This window comes from Candidatus Pyrohabitans sp., from assembly GCF_054014795.1.
Genome location: NZ_JBPMGE010000024.1, coordinates 14,995 through 31,448 on the forward strand (window position 1 = coordinate 14,995; position 16,454 = coordinate 31,448).

18 protein-coding genes are annotated in these 16,454 nt (G+C 44.3%); 13 read left to right on the top strand and 5 right to left on the bottom strand.

What is annotated here, in order from left to right:
* The first annotated feature begins 18 nt into the window (after positions 1–18).
* The 8 genes from ACXJJW_RS02560 (at position 19) to ACXJJW_RS02595 (ending at position 9,250) form a co-directional block, all read left to right on the top strand.
* A complete protein-coding gene (locus tag ACXJJW_RS02560; RefSeq protein ID WP_456474156.1) occupies positions 19–1,185 on the top strand; it encodes a hypothetical protein in 1,167 nt (388 codons plus the stop codon).
* Positions 1,186–1,820: 635 nt separating this feature from the next.
* A complete protein-coding gene (locus tag ACXJJW_RS02565) occupies positions 1,821–2,669 on the top strand; it encodes a hypothetical protein (RefSeq protein ID WP_456474157.1) in 849 nt (282 codons plus the stop codon).
* Positions 2,654–4,057, top strand: coding sequence for a hypothetical protein (locus ACXJJW_RS02570; RefSeq protein ID WP_456474158.1), 1,404 nt, complete (start codon positions 2,654–2,656; stop codon positions 4,055–4,057). The genes ACXJJW_RS02565 and ACXJJW_RS02570 overlap by 16 nt, the downstream gene beginning before the upstream one ends.
* 142 nt (positions 4,058–4,199) lie before the next feature.
* Positions 4,200–5,270 (top strand): hypothetical protein, encoded by a 1,071-nt coding sequence (locus ACXJJW_RS02575; protein WP_456474159.1) that lies wholly within the window; start codon positions 4,200–4,202, stop codon positions 5,268–5,270.
* The gene (locus ACXJJW_RS02580; RefSeq protein ID WP_456474160.1) at positions 5,240–6,430 is read left to right on the top strand and encodes an exo-alpha-sialidase; all 1,191 of its coding nucleotides are present in this window, start codon (positions 5,240–5,242) and stop codon (positions 6,428–6,430) included. The genes ACXJJW_RS02575 and ACXJJW_RS02580 overlap by 31 nt, the downstream gene beginning before the upstream one ends.
* 239 nt (positions 6,431–6,669) lie before the next feature.
* Complete coding sequence (locus tag ACXJJW_RS02585) at positions 6,670–7,923, top strand: COG1470 family protein (RefSeq protein WP_456474161.1); 1,254 nt, start codon at positions 6,670–6,672, stop codon at positions 7,921–7,923.
* A 108-nt stretch (positions 7,924–8,031) separates the two neighbouring features.
* Entirely contained in the window at positions 8,032–8,553 is a 522-nt protein-coding gene (locus ACXJJW_RS02590) for a hypothetical protein (RefSeq protein ID WP_456474162.1), read from the top strand.
* 262 nt (positions 8,554–8,815) lie between these two features.
* Positions 8,816–9,250: a hypothetical protein gene (locus ACXJJW_RS02595; RefSeq protein ID WP_456474163.1), complete on the top strand. Its 435-nt coding sequence runs from the start codon at positions 8,816–8,818 to the stop codon at positions 9,248–9,250.
* On the opposite strand, the gene ACXJJW_RS02600 is transcribed toward ACXJJW_RS02595, so the two are convergent.
* From ACXJJW_RS02600 to ACXJJW_RS02610, 3 genes are all read right to left on the bottom strand, one after another.
* Positions 9,244–10,482, bottom strand: coding sequence for a phytoene desaturase family protein (locus ACXJJW_RS02600; RefSeq protein WP_456474164.1), 1,239 nt, complete (start codon positions 10,480–10,482; stop codon positions 9,244–9,246). The genes ACXJJW_RS02595 and ACXJJW_RS02600 overlap by 7 nt on opposite strands.
* A gap of 1 nt (position 10,483) precedes the next feature.
* The gene (locus ACXJJW_RS02605) at positions 10,484–10,648 is read right to left on the bottom strand and encodes a 4Fe-4S binding protein (protein ID WP_456474165.1); all 165 of its coding nucleotides are present in this window, start codon (positions 10,646–10,648) and stop codon (positions 10,484–10,486) included.
* Positions 10,649–10,711: 63 nt separating this feature from the next.
* On the bottom strand, positions 10,712–11,023 hold the full coding sequence (locus ACXJJW_RS02610; protein ID WP_456474166.1) for a hypothetical protein: 312 nt from the start codon (positions 11,021–11,023) through the stop codon (positions 10,712–10,714).
* Between the two features lie 151 nt (positions 11,024–11,174).
* Between ACXJJW_RS02610 and ACXJJW_RS02615 the strand changes: the two genes are divergently transcribed.
* The gene (locus tag ACXJJW_RS02615; protein ID WP_456474167.1) at positions 11,175–11,531 is read left to right on the top strand and encodes a hypothetical protein; all 357 of its coding nucleotides are present in this window, start codon (positions 11,175–11,177) and stop codon (positions 11,529–11,531) included.
* Here the strand turns inward: ACXJJW_RS02615 and ACXJJW_RS02620 are convergent.
* Positions 11,521–13,278 carry an HD domain-containing protein gene (locus tag ACXJJW_RS02620; protein ID WP_456474168.1) on the bottom strand — a complete coding sequence of 586 codons (1,758 nt, stop codon included), beginning with the start codon at positions 13,276–13,278 and terminating at the stop codon, positions 11,521–11,523. The genes ACXJJW_RS02615 and ACXJJW_RS02620 overlap by 11 nt on opposite strands.
* Before the next feature lie 307 nt (positions 13,279–13,585).
* On the opposite strand from ACXJJW_RS02620, the gene ACXJJW_RS02625 reads away from it, so the two are divergent.
* Genes ACXJJW_RS02625 through ACXJJW_RS02635 form a run of 3 tightly spaced genes read left to right on the top strand, consistent with a single transcriptional unit; the run spans position 13,586 to position 15,345 of the window.
* Complete coding sequence (locus ACXJJW_RS02625; RefSeq protein ID WP_456474169.1) at positions 13,586–13,777, top strand: CopG family transcriptional regulator; 192 nt, start codon at positions 13,586–13,588, stop codon at positions 13,775–13,777.
* Between the two features lie 2 nt (positions 13,778–13,779).
* Positions 13,780–14,541 carry an alkaline phosphatase family protein gene (locus tag ACXJJW_RS02630; RefSeq protein WP_456474170.1) on the top strand — a complete coding sequence of 254 codons (762 nt, stop codon included), beginning with the start codon at positions 13,780–13,782 and terminating at the stop codon, positions 14,539–14,541.
* Positions 14,542–15,345, top strand: a complete 804-nt coding sequence (locus tag ACXJJW_RS02635) for a phosphoadenosine phosphosulfate reductase family protein (RefSeq protein WP_456474171.1) — start codon at positions 14,542–14,544, stop codon at positions 15,343–15,345.
* 18 nt (positions 15,346–15,363) lie between these two features.
* On the opposite strand, the gene ACXJJW_RS02640 is transcribed toward ACXJJW_RS02635, so the two are convergent.
* Positions 15,364–16,107 (bottom strand): helix-turn-helix transcriptional regulator, encoded by a 744-nt coding sequence (locus ACXJJW_RS02640; RefSeq protein ID WP_456474196.1) that lies wholly within the window; start codon positions 16,105–16,107, stop codon positions 15,364–15,366.
* 98 nt (positions 16,108–16,205) lie between these two features.
* On the opposite strand from ACXJJW_RS02640, the gene ACXJJW_RS02645 reads away from it, so the two are divergent.
* A complete protein-coding gene (locus ACXJJW_RS02645) occupies positions 16,206–16,451 on the top strand; it encodes a hypothetical protein (RefSeq protein ID WP_456474172.1) in 246 nt (81 codons plus the stop codon).
* The last annotated feature ends 3 nt before the right edge of the window (positions 16,452–16,454 follow it).

Here is a 16,454-nt window from a genome sequence, read left to right on the forward strand (position 1 = left end):
TTGTGAAAGGTAGGGTTTATGCCAGCATTTATCCAAGAGAAGGGAGGAAAATCTAGGATGGAAGGTAGTTGGTTGAAGTTTGGAATGTTGACACTGCTGACGCTTATATTGACCCTTGTAGCTGGCTGTACTGGTCTCCTGCCATTAGAAAAACATGAGAATGTCACCAATATTATCTATCCATCTCAAGAGCACAACTACAGTTATGAGAAAAACACCAATCAAACTTCACAAAGGGCCACCTTTGAGCTTGTAGAAATAAAAAGATTTCACGCGAAAGATAAGATTTCTATTTCTCCAGATGGATTGTATTACTGTGTAGGCAGAGACAACGAGGTAAAATTTTACAGAAATGGAACACTATTATGGAGTAAAAGTTTTGACCGCAATATTACCTCTACAGCAGTTTCAGATAACGGAGAGATTGTAGTTGTGGGCGTTCCAAGAAAAATAGAAGTTTACAGTAGCAATGGTGAGCTTCTCTGGGATTTCCCTGTCAATGGGGAAGTAACAGATGTTTCAATATCAAAGAATTTGAAATATTTTGGGGTACTATCCAGTATAAGGAAGCCAATTTATACAGACCCTGAGAAAAAGAAAGGTTATCTCGGAACAAACACAACAACCTATATTTATCTGCTGGATAAGGATGGGAATCTACTTTTAAACGACAGTAACGAATACCTTGGTAAGGCAATAGCTGTAGCCAACAACGGAAATCTTGTTTGCGCATTTACACATCTTCTCTCCGCATATGATATGGACGTACCTCTGGTCTATTACGACCTGAACGGAGATAAAAGAGCTTTATACTCGCTGAATGGCTTCTGGGATGTAGATCTATCCCAAGATGGTGGAGAAATTGTTGCAATGTTTTCAAATGGTGTGGATATATCCTATATGAACTCATCGCTACATAAGCTATGGAATTATACAAGATTCTCAGGAAGTACAGCAAGAGCAGTTTCAATATCTTCAGATGGAAATTACGTTTTAGCAGGATTGGCCTCTGGCGATGTAACGTTATTTGATATGAATGGAAGAATATTGGGCAATTTTAACCTGATAACTGAATTACCGAGAAGTATTATTGCAGATATTTCTTTAAATCTTGATGAAAGGATGATAATTGTCAAGAGCATATATAATGATGTATTTATAGTTAAATTTATGATGAAATCGTAATAAGTCAAAAGAAATGGGATATGATCATAAGGTGGCGAAATATAATGGCTGAAATTTTGGATTATGGTATAATTTTGGTATTAATTTTATCTCTAGGATGCATTCAGCATCCCACTTCGGATTATCAATCCACATCAAGCCTGATCCTTTCAGACTATACTATTTCAGTAGGAAATCGGGTATTGGTGGAGGGTACAGTATGGAACAAGGGACCCCAGGCAGCATCTAACATCAGTTATTTTTAGAAACAAAAGACGATGAGATATTGGATCAGGCTTATTTTGAAAGATTAGAGACCGGTGAGGCAGCTAAATTTCATTTGAATTCATCCTATAGTAAATACTCAAAAAGTGATTTTCAGATGATAATAAAAGTTATATGGGGAGAAAATGGAAAAAATGAAATAGAATACTTAGTTAAATGAGAATAGTGGAAATATAGACTAAGTTTAACATTCGATCACACACTAACAAAGTTTCATCAAGAAGCAACGCTCGTGACGTAACCTGCATAAGCGAAATCTTTGACAGATAACACAACTTCAGTTGCGTATTATGGTCATAAAGTGTTTATATTATAATAAATTAGAAAATATAGCCAATAAGAGGTGGCAAAAGCAAAAGAGGTAGATAGAGATGGTATGGAGAGTAGGAATTTTCTACTATGCCGGTAAAACGACCCCTGTGAGCCAAATAGATGTTTTCATACAAGAATTCAATGGAGTTATACTGCTGAGAACAGAGACCAATCAGAGATGCGATACTACAGATCTCGGCACTTTGATACAGAGAATCAACGACTTCTGGAATCAGTCTCCGGGGTATCAGATTATAGCGGAAATTCCTAATCCGCGTGGAGAGTGTGGTTATAATCAAATGAAACAGTGGTTAGACTCAGTGGAATCTCAGGCAGGCTCGAAGGTTAGAGGATACTGCTTAATGCCAGAAGGTTCATGGACAATGTACAATGCCCAAGCTAGTGATGGAAATCCATGCAGAGAGAATGTGAAGAAAATCGTTGATGATATAAAGCAGAAGAACAAGTATGCAGTCTGGATTCCTGTAGAGGGCAATCTGAGCTTTAACTGGATGGACAAGTGCCAGTCATACATAGGTTTTACGAACATTGCGCCTCAGCCGCATTACTATCAGGTTACAGATACCACAGGCGATGCAAAAAGGCCAAATGGAATGAGCTATAGTGATTTAAAAACCTTCATGCAGAACTGCAAAGCCCGGGGTTGGGGTGTGGAATTCGAGTGCGACAATGCGGTGAAAGGCGAAACCGAGAACTGCATGTGCAAGCTTTCTTGGGTGTGCACCAAGAGAGGAGCAAACTACTACTGCGCATCTAATGCTGTGGGCGGCTTCACCTATATATACCACTACTTCAGTAATGATATAAACAACTACAGAACAGTTAAAAACTACTACAATCAGAACTCATGCCCCTCAGGTGGATACGATACATGCGCAGGAGTCTAACTATAGTAAGTGAATTTATTATTTTTTCCCTTCTTTTTCTATCCCTACCTGCCGCACATGCTTTTGTTCTCGATTACACTTTTGAATGGAACGGCAAATACTGGCTTATAGCAAGTGTGGACTGGCACAACGCCACAGGTATAAATGGCGAATACAGGCTTGTCAGATACGACGGGAGTAACTTTGTCTTGGTTAAGTATGAGAGAGGCAACGAGGATCTGCTTGCAAAAACAAGCTATATAGCATGGAATGGCAGGTACTGGCTTCTTGGTGGGCGGAATACCCTGTGGAAATACGATGGTAAAGAAATTACTGACCTCTCTGGAAAGCTGAACAGTCTTGTGGGGAACTGGTCCACTGTCCATTACATTGGGTGGGGCGAAAGATACTGGCTGATAATTATTCATTCTATGTCTGAAGATTCAGATAAAATAGTGGTGTATGAGGATAACTCTGGATTTAAAACGATCACTGCCGGTTACGATTTTAAATATCTCGAAATCAAGTCTGTAGTCTTTAATAGCGATTACTGGCTTATAGGAGCAAATTATGGAAAGCTGCTGAAATATGATGGCGAAAAGATTGTTGATCTCTCAGATAAAATAGGTGTGCCGGAGGATTTTTCTACGGCAGTCACCAACATAGCTTTCAATGGCACGAGCTGGTTAATTGTTATAAATGGAGCATTTAAAGGGAAGTATGCAGTATACGGCGAGAAAGTTCTGGAATACAATGGTTATAAATTTACTGATCTGACTGAAATTTTTAACAGAACTGAACTTAAACCGGTAGTCACAGGAGTTAACTGGGATCCGAGCAGAAAATACTGGGTGATTACCGGTGGTAATGGAATAATCGGGAGGTACTTCAATGGCAGTTTTACTGTTCTCGCTGAGATGTCAGAACTCTACCCTCTCCCCTGGGAAGGATTTGGTATTAGTGATGTGGTCTACAATCCAGAGGACAAATACTGGCTTATAGCAGGATATAAAGCTTATTTTCATCCATCTACTCCCCGGGGCGTTATAATGAGATTTGATAGGGAAAAACTCTACGATATCACTCCATATGATATTTTCAGTGAGATAGGGCATGAGTTCACCGTAGATGAGGTAAAGTTGAATGGCGATTACTGGCTAATCAGTGCTGATGGAAAGTTTCTGATGTACGACGGCTCTGCCTTTGAAGACCTGACATATCAGGTGCTGAGTCTCACAATACAGCCAGCAAAAATGACACAGAAGGAAAGTCGAACTGCAGAAGAAGAGGTACAGACGAAAAAGAAAACAGTCTGTGGACCTTTACTAATTTTACTCATAAGCCTATTTTCAATTATCACTCTCTGGAATAGGCATAAATTTAATCTGGAAAAATATGAGCGGCGATGAAACTTTCCAGATTTTAAATTTTAGGGTGTTTTTGTAGTAAATTTGTGACAGTTGCGTATTATGGTCATAAAGTGTTTATATTAGAAGAAATTAGAAAATATAGCCAATAAGAGGTGGCAAAAGCAAAAGAGGAGGTAGATAGATGGTGACTGTTCTGGATAAAGCAAAAGAACATTTTGGGGCATATTATGCAGGAAGAACGTACGACGAGTACGTCACTTGGGTATGCACCGAGTTAGGGAGCGGCGACGCAAGTAGACAAGGGCAGGTAGCTATTCGTACGGCGTTTCTAACAATTTTAGCAAATAGAGCCTCAGGAACTGGGTGGCAGTATCAAACGAAATGTGAGGATTTCGCTAAATTTGGGCTTGCAGCGATTCACGATTACACGCCGAAGCCGAATGAGATTCATTTCTTACTCGAATACGGTGGTTGGGCCCTCGGATACGGTGTCAATACCTTTGGTAGTACAATTTCGGTTACGCAACGGGACTGCCTCACTGAAAGCACCCACGGAATAAAGGAGAACTCTGGGAAAATTGATGCAAGATATTGCGCAGAAACGTTAGATACTTGGTGGAGGAACCATAGAACGTCCAACCTGCCCTGCAAAGAATACGATTACTGCAATGATATTCACCGATGCGGCGATACAAGGGTTCAAGTCGCTGGTGAGGTTAACACCCAGGACTGCCCATGCATCGCAAGCCCTAATAGGGTCAGTATCGGCTATCTAGGGATTAAATCTGCCCAGTACTTCGCAAGCGTTGTTTACAACGACACAGAGGTGGGGAGACTTCATCAGGGGCTTTATAACCAACAGCTGGACGTGGGCACAAGGAATACATGGGAGAATAACGGTAAAGATGGAGCATTTTACGATGGGCACTGTCCATCGAGAGGCTCTGCTGCGTGGAATATCAGTGACGCATATGTTGCCATGTGTTGCTTTGGCTTCTGGCTGAGGGAAATAGCAGTTGGTGAGACCACCGCAAACAGCACAGCTATGGATTGGCTGGCAAAATACGTCGATGCAAACTGGGCGTCATTCGATACGAGCTGGCGACCGGTAGTAATGGCAGCGCAGTACGACTTGAATGGCACTCTTGCGAGCAGAGTTAGCGAGGGATATGACGCATCCTCTGATACCCTAGGAAGACCAGTCACCCTTGGAATACTCCTGTGGAGAAAACAAGATGCAAACATTTTTTAACTCCTTTGCTCTCTTTTTTATTTGAGGGAAAGATGAAAAATATTTTTTCCATATTCACAATTGTCGTATTTCTCCCTATTACTGGCTTTGCCCTTGAGATATCCCTAGAAACTCCTCTGAAGATTATCGAAGGCGCAGAGGCTATGCATCCTCCGTTTATAATCTGCAGGGAAGACGGGGAACTATGGTTAATCACCGTCAGAGGCACTGTAAACGGCTCCGAGGAGATTTATTATCGCGCTTCTGAGGATGGAATAAGATGGTCAGCTGAAGAGAGATTAACCTTTTCCAGGGGCATAGATGACCAGCCTACCGGGATACTGGCTAATGATGGCAGGATTTGGCTGTTCTTTCGATCCTCAAGGGACACGGTTTATGACCCTTACAAGGGGAACACTGAGATTTACTACAAAATCTTCGATGGAGCTTGGTTTGGTGATATCAGGTTAACGAATTCACCCGGAGGAGATTTCATGCCTTCGGTAGCTCAGAGCGCTGACGGAAGGATATGGGTTGTATGGACCTCCGACAGGGATGGTGAGGAGAACCTAAGTGTTTATTACAAGGTATACGATGGCCGCTGGTCCAAGGACATCAAGCTGACAGAGGGCCAGGCTTCATCCATCGTTCAAGCCTCCGACGGGAAAATCATAGTACTATATAGGAGAGGACTGGATGTCTACATGATTTATCTATACAACGGGCAGTGGTCTAGGGAGAAAAGGCTGATAGCCACCATGGAGAAGGACTACACAGGTTATCCAGTCATTATCCGCGATGTTGCAGAAAGGCTCTGGCTTATCTACAGTGCCAGGAGAGGAGGCTACAAGGCGGATACCTACCTGTATTACAAAGTCTCAACAGACAACGGCGAGATATGGTCAGAGGAAAAAGTTCTCTATAAATATAAGGGCCAGCCTATTTCAATTCTCGACAGACCCTCGGCATGCCTTAGCCAGGGAAGATTGTGGTTAACATGGAGCGATTATCAACCTAGGGAGGATATGACCGAGGGTTTTGAGATATATATAGCATTTGCAATGATGTCTGAGCCGAGGCAGGAAAAAACAATACCAGAGCCAAGGCAAGGGGTATGCGGCCCAACGCTAATAACTTTGTCAGCTGTTTTATTTGCTCTGTTTTGGAAGGTTAGGAGGTAAGTCTTTTTAATGGATTCAAAATGTTAAAAAGTAAAAAGGGGTGATGAAAAATGGCTACAGGAAGTGCGATAGAGGCATCGAAAGATGTATTCGAAGAACAGTTGCACAAAATGGTCAGAAAATATAAAAGTGACTTCTTGATATAGAGAATTAAACTGAAACAAAGATGAACCTTTGGGCAAGGAATTTACTGGAGCTTCTGAAGGTTGCCAGGTCGATTAAATGTAGAGGTGTTTGAGATGAGGTTAGAGTATGTGATTATTGCTCTGATTTTGGCGGGTTTTATCCCGCTGAGCAATGCGCAGGTTATAGAAGAGAAAAGAGTTGTGGTTAGCGAAATGCCGGCGCCACCGCAGCCTTCTTATGGTGACTTCACAAAACTGAGCATCTCACCAAAGCAAAAACATCTGGGCTTAAAGCCGGGAGAGGAGAGGGAGTTTAAAGTTAAGGTGAAGAACAGGGAGGAAGAGCCAATAACCTTAGAACCTCATCTTGTCGCTATGCCCTTTGGCGAGTCTCTGTTGGACGAAAGCTGGGTTACTATTACACCAGAAAAGGCGGAGGCTGGGGCTGGAGATGAGCAGGAGTTCAAAGTTGTTGTATCTATTCCTGAAGATGCAGAGATCGGGTCTTACTCTGTACAAATCGCCTTCACCAACGAGACCCTCACTTACCCTACGGGCTTCCCTAGGGCTATAAATGCGCTCAACCTCAACATAAGGGTCTGGAAAGAGCCCACCGTCAAAATCGTGCCCAGCTTCATTCACGACCGTGTGGAAGCGGGAAAGAGCTACACCTATGAAATAGAGATAGAGAACACAGGTAGCGAAACGGTGTCCTTACGCCCACGGTTTGGGACAGAGGAATACAGCGGATGCAGGGGTATGGGCTGTCCGAGTGAGCTGGATGAAAGCTGGGTGAGCATCACCTCGCCAGGCAACATAGCTCCAGGTACAAAGGCAACTGTGAAAATACAGGTTGCAATGCCACAGGATGTAAAAGGTAGGTATGAGGGTAAGGTAGACTTGGGAATCGAGGACCCGGCAAGAGCTTATTACGACAGGTGGTGGAAGATTGTAACCCTCAGCCTGGAGATATGGCAGCAGCCGACTGCGCCTTTCGAGAAGGAGTTTGAAGTCAGCGAGGGCATAGAAAAACTAACCCTTGAGATTGGTGCGAGCAACTACGCCTTCCGGAAGTTCGCCTCCGGGATAAAAAGAAAAGCGGAGGAGCCCAACTTCGAGGTTACACTGGTAAGTCCCAGAGAAGAGGAGCTAAAGCCAAAGCAAGTAAAGAGCGTGCTAAAGGGGAGAGTTGACCTGGGCTCCTGGTATTCGCCACCTTGGGAGGTTGACAGCAAGGGCATATACACGGTGCAGAGCACAGAGTACATGGCTTCGTACACCATAGAGGCTCCAGAGGCCGGGAAGTGGAAGGCGAGGATAATGCCCTTCAACACCAGCAACTTTGAGTACTCCATAATACTCGAGTAGGAGGTCAGGAGCCTGCGCCTTCTTTTTCTTTTATTTTTGGTGCTCTTATTCCTCGGTTGCGCATCTAAGACGCCCATTAATACAGTTTCGGAGAACGAGAGCGGAGGGGTGCTGATAAACATCATCGCCCCTGACAGCGTTAACGAAACTCTGAGGGAGCAGATAAAGGCAGAGGTGAAGGATGCCCTGCTGCCTTATGAAGGGATTGAATACAGCAGAATTAACATAACCGTCGCTGAGAGAAGCAATGCCTATGAGCTGGGGGTTATCGCTGCTACTGAGCTATCGCCTTACGTTGATGCCTACAGGTTTTTCTATAATCCAGAAAAGGGCGAGCTTCTGCTCAAAGGCTACCTCTTAGAGGCACTTCCAGAAGAGATAAGGAGCAGGGTAATAGCCATTGCCCTGAGAGACCAGGAAGTGCAGCAGTATTTCTACTCCGCAAACTTTAACCCGGGGGAACCCACAGTGAGGAGAGTGCTTCCCGATACTGCGGCGAAATTCTATGCTCCAAAGCAGCTTTTCAGCGTTACCTGGGCTGATTTTGAGAACAAGATGGCAGTCTCTGCCCTAGTAGATTTAGAAGAAAATAATGTAGTACAGAGATGGCAGGGCAGAGGGGGAAAATGATAATAGGTACATCAAAGCTTTTGTTTTATGGAGCAACTGGTGGCATTCTTGTCGCCAATCTCTCAATTTTATTGACAGTTATCTCTAATCCCACGATATACTCATATAATCATGATTATATGTGGTGGTCTATTTTTGGTCTAGTCATTGTCGCCTACATTGTATTCTCGTATTATGCGACTCGAAAGGATTCCATTTCAAAAGAGATGAAATATTGCTAACCATCAGTAAATTTTTATGCTACAAGCATGAGTAAGGAGGCATGAGCAGATTACTTCTATTGTCACTCCTGTTGCTGACGAGTGCCTGCGTGGGTTCCAGCTACGCGGGCGAGATTTCAAAGGCAGAGAAGTCTATCTCTGAGGCCACCACTCTGTGGGGAGGGATAATATCCAGCAACGACTACCAGAAAATCATGGAAACCTGCGATACCAAGGCCGGGGTGGACGCAAAGGCAAAGGAACATCTGGCGAAGGCGGCGCAGCTTGCGAAGACCGAGGAGGAGAGGCTCTACGTCCAGTACATGCTGAGATATGTGGAGAACTCAGCGGAGGCGACGCAGAAGTACCGCGAGTACGCAGAGCTTATGCTCAACGGAGATAGAGACAGGGCCAATATCGCAGCACAGGAGGCGAACAGCTACCTGGAGGAGGCAATTTCCTGGAAGAAGCGGGCAGCACAGCTCAAGCCTCAGTAGCTCGCCCTTATGTGATGCAGTGCTTCATCTACGCCAGCGGCCACGCCGTCGGTCTCCATCCAGCCCTCCGGCTTAACTGCATCGCCCACCATGTAGAGACCCCTCACCGGCGTTGCCGGCGAGAGATGCGTGCCGCTGGGGGCGCGGTTCACGGGCCAGGTGCTGTGGTAAACCTGCACCGCGAGTACGCGGCAGTACTTCTTGAACTCAGGGAACAACCTGCGCAGGTCTCTGAGCCCTAGCTCAATCTCCTGCTTTATGTCAGCGCCCTCGGGCAGGCGCTGGTGGGACATCAGCAAATGCTCTCCCTCAGGGGCGAGTTCTGGCGCAGCGTTGGTCACCTCATTTATCCCATTTATCCTCTCTGCCTCCGGCGTAAGCAGCACGCCGCTGTGTCCGAGCATTGCTTTTTTGCATGCAACGCTTATCTTGATGCCAGCCGCACCGCGGATGCGCGACACGGAGCGGGCATACTCCCTGGGCAAAATCTCCTGCGCCAGTTCCGATGTTACCTTAGGCCCTGCGTTGCTTACCACTATGTCAAAGCTTTGCCTCTCCTTTGCCACCACCTCAAAGGCTTCCTCGCGGCGCTTAATCGCCTTTACCCGCTGCTTAAGGTGAAGCTCTACCCCCTCACTCTTAAGCACCTCTACCAGCGCCTGCGTGACGCCGCCACATCCCCCGGCGGGTATCCCCGGTCCTCCCAGCTTGCTGATGTTCCTGCTCTGGGCGATTACCTCTTTGGCTGGCACCTCACTCGCCTTCAAGCTCAGAGACCAGCCTGTAAAGGAGTCCGCTATCTTGAACACGAGTTCATTCTTGACCTGCTTCTCCAGCCACGAGTGGTAGCTTTCCCTGCCCGCTCCCCTGCCCAGCTTTAGCATCGCCACAATTTTGGTTATCCTGAGCTTGTCGCGTATTGGGAACAGCGATGGAAGCTCATGGTATGTATAGTCCCTGCCGTCGATGCGGAACACCGCCTGGGGCTGGGAGGGAATTATCTCCACTCTGGCACCTAGCTGGTGGAGCATCTTACCGAGAGGACCGCGCTCGCGGTGGGGAATCATGTGCAGTGCACCCGTGGAGAGCTGATAGCCTTTGTACTCCATGTTGGTGAATCTTCCGCCAGCATAGGGAAGCTTCTCGTATACCACGACTTCAAAGCCTTCCCTGGCGAGGTTTGCTGCGGCGAGCATACCTCCTAAACCGGCACCTATAATGCATGCACGCAACCTAATCACCCTCTATGGCATCGTTTGGGCAGTAGGCTATGCAAAGCCTGCAGTTCTTGCAGCGCTCTTGGTGTATCTCTGCAACGCCGTAAACAGTGATGGCATCATTAGGGCAGAAGGGCATGCATGCGGCGCAGCCCACGCACCGCTCTTCGCGAACAAGCATGCTCCAGCATCTCCCACAGCGGGATAAATATTTTTGGGTTGTGCCACATGGTTTTTAGAAAAACTATCTTTGCAAAGTCTTAATATTTTTTAGTAAATAAATTGTTGTAGCAATTCCAAGTCCTAATATGACACCTTTAGAGAAGTTAGTTGAGTAGAGAAAAGATTGTTGCGAATATCCACAATTTTCACATTTCAAATATATATTTCGGAGTTTATGTTCCTTTAGTTTACTTTTACAAAGAGGGCAGCGACTTGGCTCAATAATTTCCTCAGGCAACGAGTCAAGCCCATGTCTAATCAATTGTTTTCTTAGGTACTCAGCATTTTCATCAACCCATTCAGGAATTTTTACAACATTTTGACGTGATTTCATGCATTGTGCTCCTTATTTTTATTGGTAACCTATTGGTTACTTTGGTTACCATGGTATATAAAGGTTACCATTGATTACTCTGGTAGGTTTAAAATTTAAATGTGAGCAATAAAATAATTAAGTAACGAAGGATTTTGGAGGAGGTATTGGAATGGATGGGTTGAGTTTATCTAATACTAAGGCACCATTATTATATACTATCAGTAGATTTGAGCGACCATTTGATTTTGGCGAGTTAAAGGATAGTATCTTTAAATTTAGGAGAAAATTACTTGAAAATTATGATATAGATCTTAAAATTGAAGCGTCTCCAAGATATTCTTCGGAGAGAGCGTTACTACATATCTTTATGTATTTATCGGAGAAGGGATTTATTAAAAAAGTAGGAGAAAAATATGAAATTACTGATGATTTCAAGTTGATTGAAGGAGAACTTATAAAAATAATTGAAAAATACTATGGTTCAGAAAAGAGTAAATACTTTTTAAAAGAAAAACTTAATCTCTAATAGCTTGTTTAATTGCTTTTGCTATTTTATTTTTGTACATTTCTTTGATATTTTTAGATACATAAACGTAGACTCCATATGATCCCTGATAAAGAGACCACGTCAAACTAAGACTTTCTATAAGTGGAGATAACTCTTCTAGATCCACAGATTTTCTTCTTCCATCCGCTTCAATTATTATATTAATTCTTTTTGATTTTTCAAATTGAAATGGAGAAGAATAAGGAGAAAAGCTTTTTTGTGCTGTTATTATATCCTTATAATCCAATCTCATTGAGTAATTTTCATTTAATTTTTTTAGAATAACTTCATCCACTTTTTCTGTATCTTCAGAGTCGATTTTATATCCTAATCGTCCTAGACTACTTATTTTCCAAATTTCTTCTTGCAGATCTTCAAATTTTTTAATAAATTCTTTTTTCTCTCCGGTCTGCCATAACCTTTTTATTTCTATCATCACTTGAATCCATAAATTTTTCCAACGATTAAATGCATTCCCATTTTCGAAGAAATTTTTGTCAACCAAACTAGGAGGGTCAGAAATTTTCCATAAAGCTTTTGGTAGCTTCCGCTCTTCATACATTTTAAGGTAAAATTTTGCTTTTGAAATTTCATCATTGTTTGCTTCTGCTTCACGGATCTTTTGATATACATAGAAATCATCGACACTGTCGTATTTAATCATGCCTTCTTCTTCATCTACTTCTATGTTGCCAAATCTCTCAGATGAAAATGGATATGTTGAGTCGAAAAGGCCCCCATTAATTCCATGCAATATTGCTCTTCTTAATATTTCATCGGTAAGACATACAACATGATGATGATACAAGTATTTATAAATCTTATATCTTGCTACAACTAGACTTTCTGCAGCACTTAGCGCTTTTTTATCTAAACACAAGTAACCTTCAGAATCTATATCATAATTCATAACTAATCTTCCTAAATCAATAATTTTTCCGAATTCAGCCCCAGTAGTATAGGAATCTCTCAATAAGTAATCAAGTTTGTCAGCATCTAATTGACTGTTAATAATCATGTTTAGAGGCCTTAGTGCTCCTTCATCATCAAATTGTGTTGCATATTCTGGTACAAACAGTGAAAGTAGTAATTCTTTTTGTGATAGAAAATTTTTAACAAAATTAAATGAATACAATTCTTTTTCTGTAAGATCATGAAGTTTAATAATCTTTTCAATACCTTTTGGAAGATAATCCAACATCATCTCTAAGCTTACAATCTCATGAGGCCTTAGGTCATAATCACCACCTTTTGCTTCATTGAATTTGTTATATTTTTTTCCATATCTAAGAAATTCCTCAGAGGTATGAGAAAAAGGACCATGGCCAATGTCATGCAATAAAGCTACTAGCCTTACCATCTGTTTTAATTCACACTTTTTTTGATATAGTAAATCTCTTTCTGAAGAATCAAAATTAAAAAAAGGCATTTTGTTTTTTATATCCATATTTTTTGCACATTTTTCAATAATTTCATCAAGTATCCATTTTTTATCTAAAACTTCAATAATTTTTCCAGTAACATATAAAACTCCAATTGAATGTTCAAATCGTGAACAATGAGCAGACATATATGTTTTTTGAGCGGTCGCCATATGGATTATATTACGGAGCCTTTGCATCCATGGGGTATCTATCATACATCTTTCAATTTCGGTAATTTCAATATAGTTATGTACAGGGTCTCGGAAGATTTTATTAGGCACAGCTAAATTTAACTCCCCCATGCTTTCAGATTTTTGGTTTTGCATATAAATAATTTATCATTTTGGTAGGCCTGATGTAGTATCCCGAGGATTATTTTCTAATTAAGTATTAATTTTCATAAGCTCTTAATGTCAAACTTACCAAAGCGAAAATGGTTAATTAGTTATAGCATGAGTTAAGAGTGCTGGCAAAATATTATATTAGACTCACCTGGCAGGTACTTAGGAACAAAATCGCCAACGGTTCAAGAGGGATATTCAGGTACAAGATGCACAGCAGCAACCTTTTTATTGGTTATCCATTAAATATCAATTACAGGTAATGGAAATGAAGAAGAATTATGTTACCATAAGCATACCCCGCGAGCTCTATGAGAAAGTGGCTGAGATGATTGAAGACACCAGCTTCCGCTCGCCCACGGAGTTCATAATCTTCACCCTGCGCTTACTGCTCATGGAGCGAAGTGAGCGCAAGATGATGGAAGGACTGCGCGCCCTGGGGTACCTGAAGGAGGAATAGCTGTGCTCATAATAGGCGTAGACTCTGCAACCTGGGATGTTATCCTGCCGAACCTCGAGAGACTGCCGAATTTTAAGAGGCTCATGGAGGAGGGCGAGTACTCTACGATTCACCTGAACCAGAAGCCCTGGTCGCCTGAGGTTTGGTGCTCCATGTTCACAGGCCTAATGCCTGAGGAGCACGGGCACCACGACTTTGTCGTCGAGGGCGAGATTGTGCGCAGGGAGGATATCAAGGCGGAGTTCATCTGGGAGCTGCTCGACAGGAGAGGGATAGAGGTGAAGGCGCTCAATGTGCCCTTTATAGTGCCCCCCTACAACTTCAATCTGGATTTTACGCCGGTGGCGGGGGGTGTGCCGGTGGAGCAGGACGAACTTCTCGAAGAGATTGAGCGCGTCACCGAGAAGGCGCTGGAGGTGCTGCGCAACGATAAGCCCGAGGTTTTCATAGTCGCCTACACTGCGCTGGACAAGCTCTCCCACCTTCACTGGGGCGAACCTGTGCTTGTCGAGTTCTATGAACGCGTGGACGAGGCGATAGGAAAGCTACTGCCCTACGACGATGAGGTTCTCGTCATCTCCGACCACGGCTTCTGCGACTATGACGCGGCGCCCATACGCACCCTGCCGAGAAGAACGCCCAAGGGTGAGATAAAGGGGGACCACCATCCGGATGCGATTCTGATAAAGAAGAACATACCCTGTGAGATTTCCCAGCCCACTGACGTCTTTCGGTGCATTAAAGCACGCTACCTGGGTGATTGAATGAACGCGAGGATAATGCCAATGGAGGAGAAGATAGAGAAGAGCAAGGCGGTGATAGCCGAGGCGATAGAGCGCTACGGCGATAAGCTTGTGGTGGCGTTTACGGGAGGCAAGGATTCTACGCTCATGCTCTGGCTGGTGAAGCAGGTGTGCGAGGAGGAGGGCTATGCTATGCCCGAGTGCATGTTTATAAACGAGGGCAGCGTCTTTGAGGAGGTGCTGGACTACGTGGAGAGGATGCGCAGGGAGTGGGACTTGGTTATCCATGAGGTCAAGAATGAGGATGTGCTCAGGCAGGTTACCAAGGTTGGCGATATTGTTCACGTGGCAAAGCTGAATGAGCGTAACCGCAAGGAGCTTGAAAAGATAGGCTTCCGCGGCGAAAGCTTTGTTTTCAACCCGGAAAGCTTCGAGGGCAACCACCTGATGAAGACCGTAGCCATGAACATGTTCATAGAGGAGCGCAGTATAAAAGCGGTAATGACAGGCATCCGCTGGGATGAGCAGGAGGCGAGGAGCGATGAGGTGTACTTCTCACCCCGCAGCGACCCTACCCACATGCGAGTGCACCCAATACTCCACTTCACAGAGCGTGAGGTATGGCAGGTGCTCCGCGAGAATCGCGTACCTGTGAATGAGCTCTACGCCAAGGGCTACCGTAGTCTAGGAGCAAAGGCGACAACGCAGAGGGTGAGCGATCTCCCTGCCTGGGAGCAGGACCTCGACGCCGTGCCGGAGCGTGCCGGAAGGGCGCAGGACAAGGAGGGGATAATGAAGCGCCTGCGCGACCTGGGGTACATGTAGCCAACTCCCTCGGGAGACTTATTGGACATTGCAAGGTTTCGCCTTCTGCCAGTAATAGTTGAAGAGGTTCATGCACCACTCACGGAATTTCGAGTTGAAGCTCATTAAACAGGCGGAGTGGTCTATTTTTCCGTCCTCAAATGGCAGCGCCAGAAGGCAGAGTCCATCGCTAACTTCGATGCCCAGGTTCACCTCACCCAGAGACCTCAATTCCAGTGGCTTGATATTCTTAACCTCAAAGGTAAGGTCAAAGTCTTCTGGCAATATAACCCTGTATTCAACACCTCTTTTCAGCTGTTCTTCACATTTAGGCAGGAAGTACCGGGGGAAATCGTCAGACATGAACCAGAAGAATTCCTTTGTATCATCAAAGTACCTGTCCACAGTATTTAAGATATCCATGAAGCCATTTATTACCTCTCCCTCTGAGAGGTCATCTATCCTGCGTAACAGGCTCTGGGGTATGGGCGAGGGGTCGTGCTTTAAAAAATAGTCCCTTTCCCTGGCGATGAAACCCAAGCTGGGCAGACAGTCGAGAACAGCTCTGCCGAAGGAGGTCATATGGTATCTGCCGTCCGCCCTTTTCTCAATAAAGCTGGCATTGCTCAGTCGCGTTAGCTGTCTCGACGCCTCCGGCGAGGTCATGCCAAATTTGCTGCACATCTCCGTAAACTTCATTGGACCTCTTTTCAGAGTCTGGAGGATGTCCAGCCTTTTCTTTGACGATAACTCTGTGAATAGCTCGTGGGGCTCCGTTTTTATTCCCCCGTCACACTTTTGCTAACCTGATGCCAGCGATGCTAAGCAGGTAAATAGTTACTCCAGATTTATTTTATATTTTTCCCCTCTTACATGGGGTTATGGTCAAATCAAAAGGTGAATGCGCCTTTTCCATCGTCCTCTCGGATATGGATGCTGTCAAAGAAGTCACCCTTAAGGCTGGAGGTAAGGAGCAGGTTATTATTGAAGGCTCAATAGGTGAGATAGAGGAGATAAACTTCATTGAGGGGGTGGTCCTCCAGATAAAGGGGAAACTCGGTGTTATGGACATAGGCATTACGAGGGGGACGCTGGACAGGCAGGCATTCAGTAAGAAGAGGAGGTGAGGC

Bases quoted from the DNA above. Each gene is read 5' to 3' on its own strand.
- ACXJJW_RS02560 (WP_456474156.1), top strand. From the start codon at position 19: ATGCCAGCATTTATCCAAGAGAAGGGAGGAAAATCTAGGATGGAAGGT.
- ACXJJW_RS02565 (WP_456474157.1), top strand. From the start codon at position 1,821: ATGGTATGGAGAGTAGGAATTTTCTACTATGCCGGTAAAACGACCCCT.
- ACXJJW_RS02570 (WP_456474158.1), top strand. From the start codon at position 2,654: ATGCGCAGGAGTCTAACTATAGTAAGTGAATTTATTATTTTTTCCCTT.
- ACXJJW_RS02575 (WP_456474159.1), top strand. From the start codon at position 4,200: ATGGTGACTGTTCTGGATAAAGCAAAAGAACATTTTGGGGCATATTAT.
- ACXJJW_RS02585 (WP_456474161.1), top strand. From the start codon at position 6,670: ATGAGGTTAGAGTATGTGATTATTGCTCTGATTTTGGCGGGTTTTATC.
- ACXJJW_RS02595 (WP_456474163.1), top strand. From the start codon at position 8,816: ATGAGCAGATTACTTCTATTGTCACTCCTGTTGCTGACGAGTGCCTGC.
- ACXJJW_RS02605 (WP_456474165.1), bottom strand. From the start codon at position 10,648: ATGCTTGTTCGCGAAGAGCGGTGCGTGGGCTGCGCCGCATGCATGCCC.
- ACXJJW_RS02610 (WP_456474166.1), bottom strand. From the start codon at position 11,023: ATGAAATCACGTCAAAATGTTGTAAAAATTCCTGAATGGGTTGATGAA.
- ACXJJW_RS02615 (WP_456474167.1), top strand. From the start codon at position 11,175: ATGGATGGGTTGAGTTTATCTAATACTAAGGCACCATTATTATATACT.
- ACXJJW_RS02620 (WP_456474168.1), bottom strand. From the start codon at position 13,278: ATGGGGGAGTTAAATTTAGCTGTGCCTAATAAAATCTTCCGAGACCCT.
- ACXJJW_RS02625 (WP_456474169.1), top strand. From the start codon at position 13,586: ATGAAGAAGAATTATGTTACCATAAGCATACCCCGCGAGCTCTATGAG.
- ACXJJW_RS02635 (WP_456474171.1), top strand. From the start codon at position 14,542: ATGAACGCGAGGATAATGCCAATGGAGGAGAAGATAGAGAAGAGCAAG.
- ACXJJW_RS02645 (WP_456474172.1), top strand. From the start codon at position 16,206: ATGGTCAAATCAAAAGGTGAATGCGCCTTTTCCATCGTCCTCTCGGAT.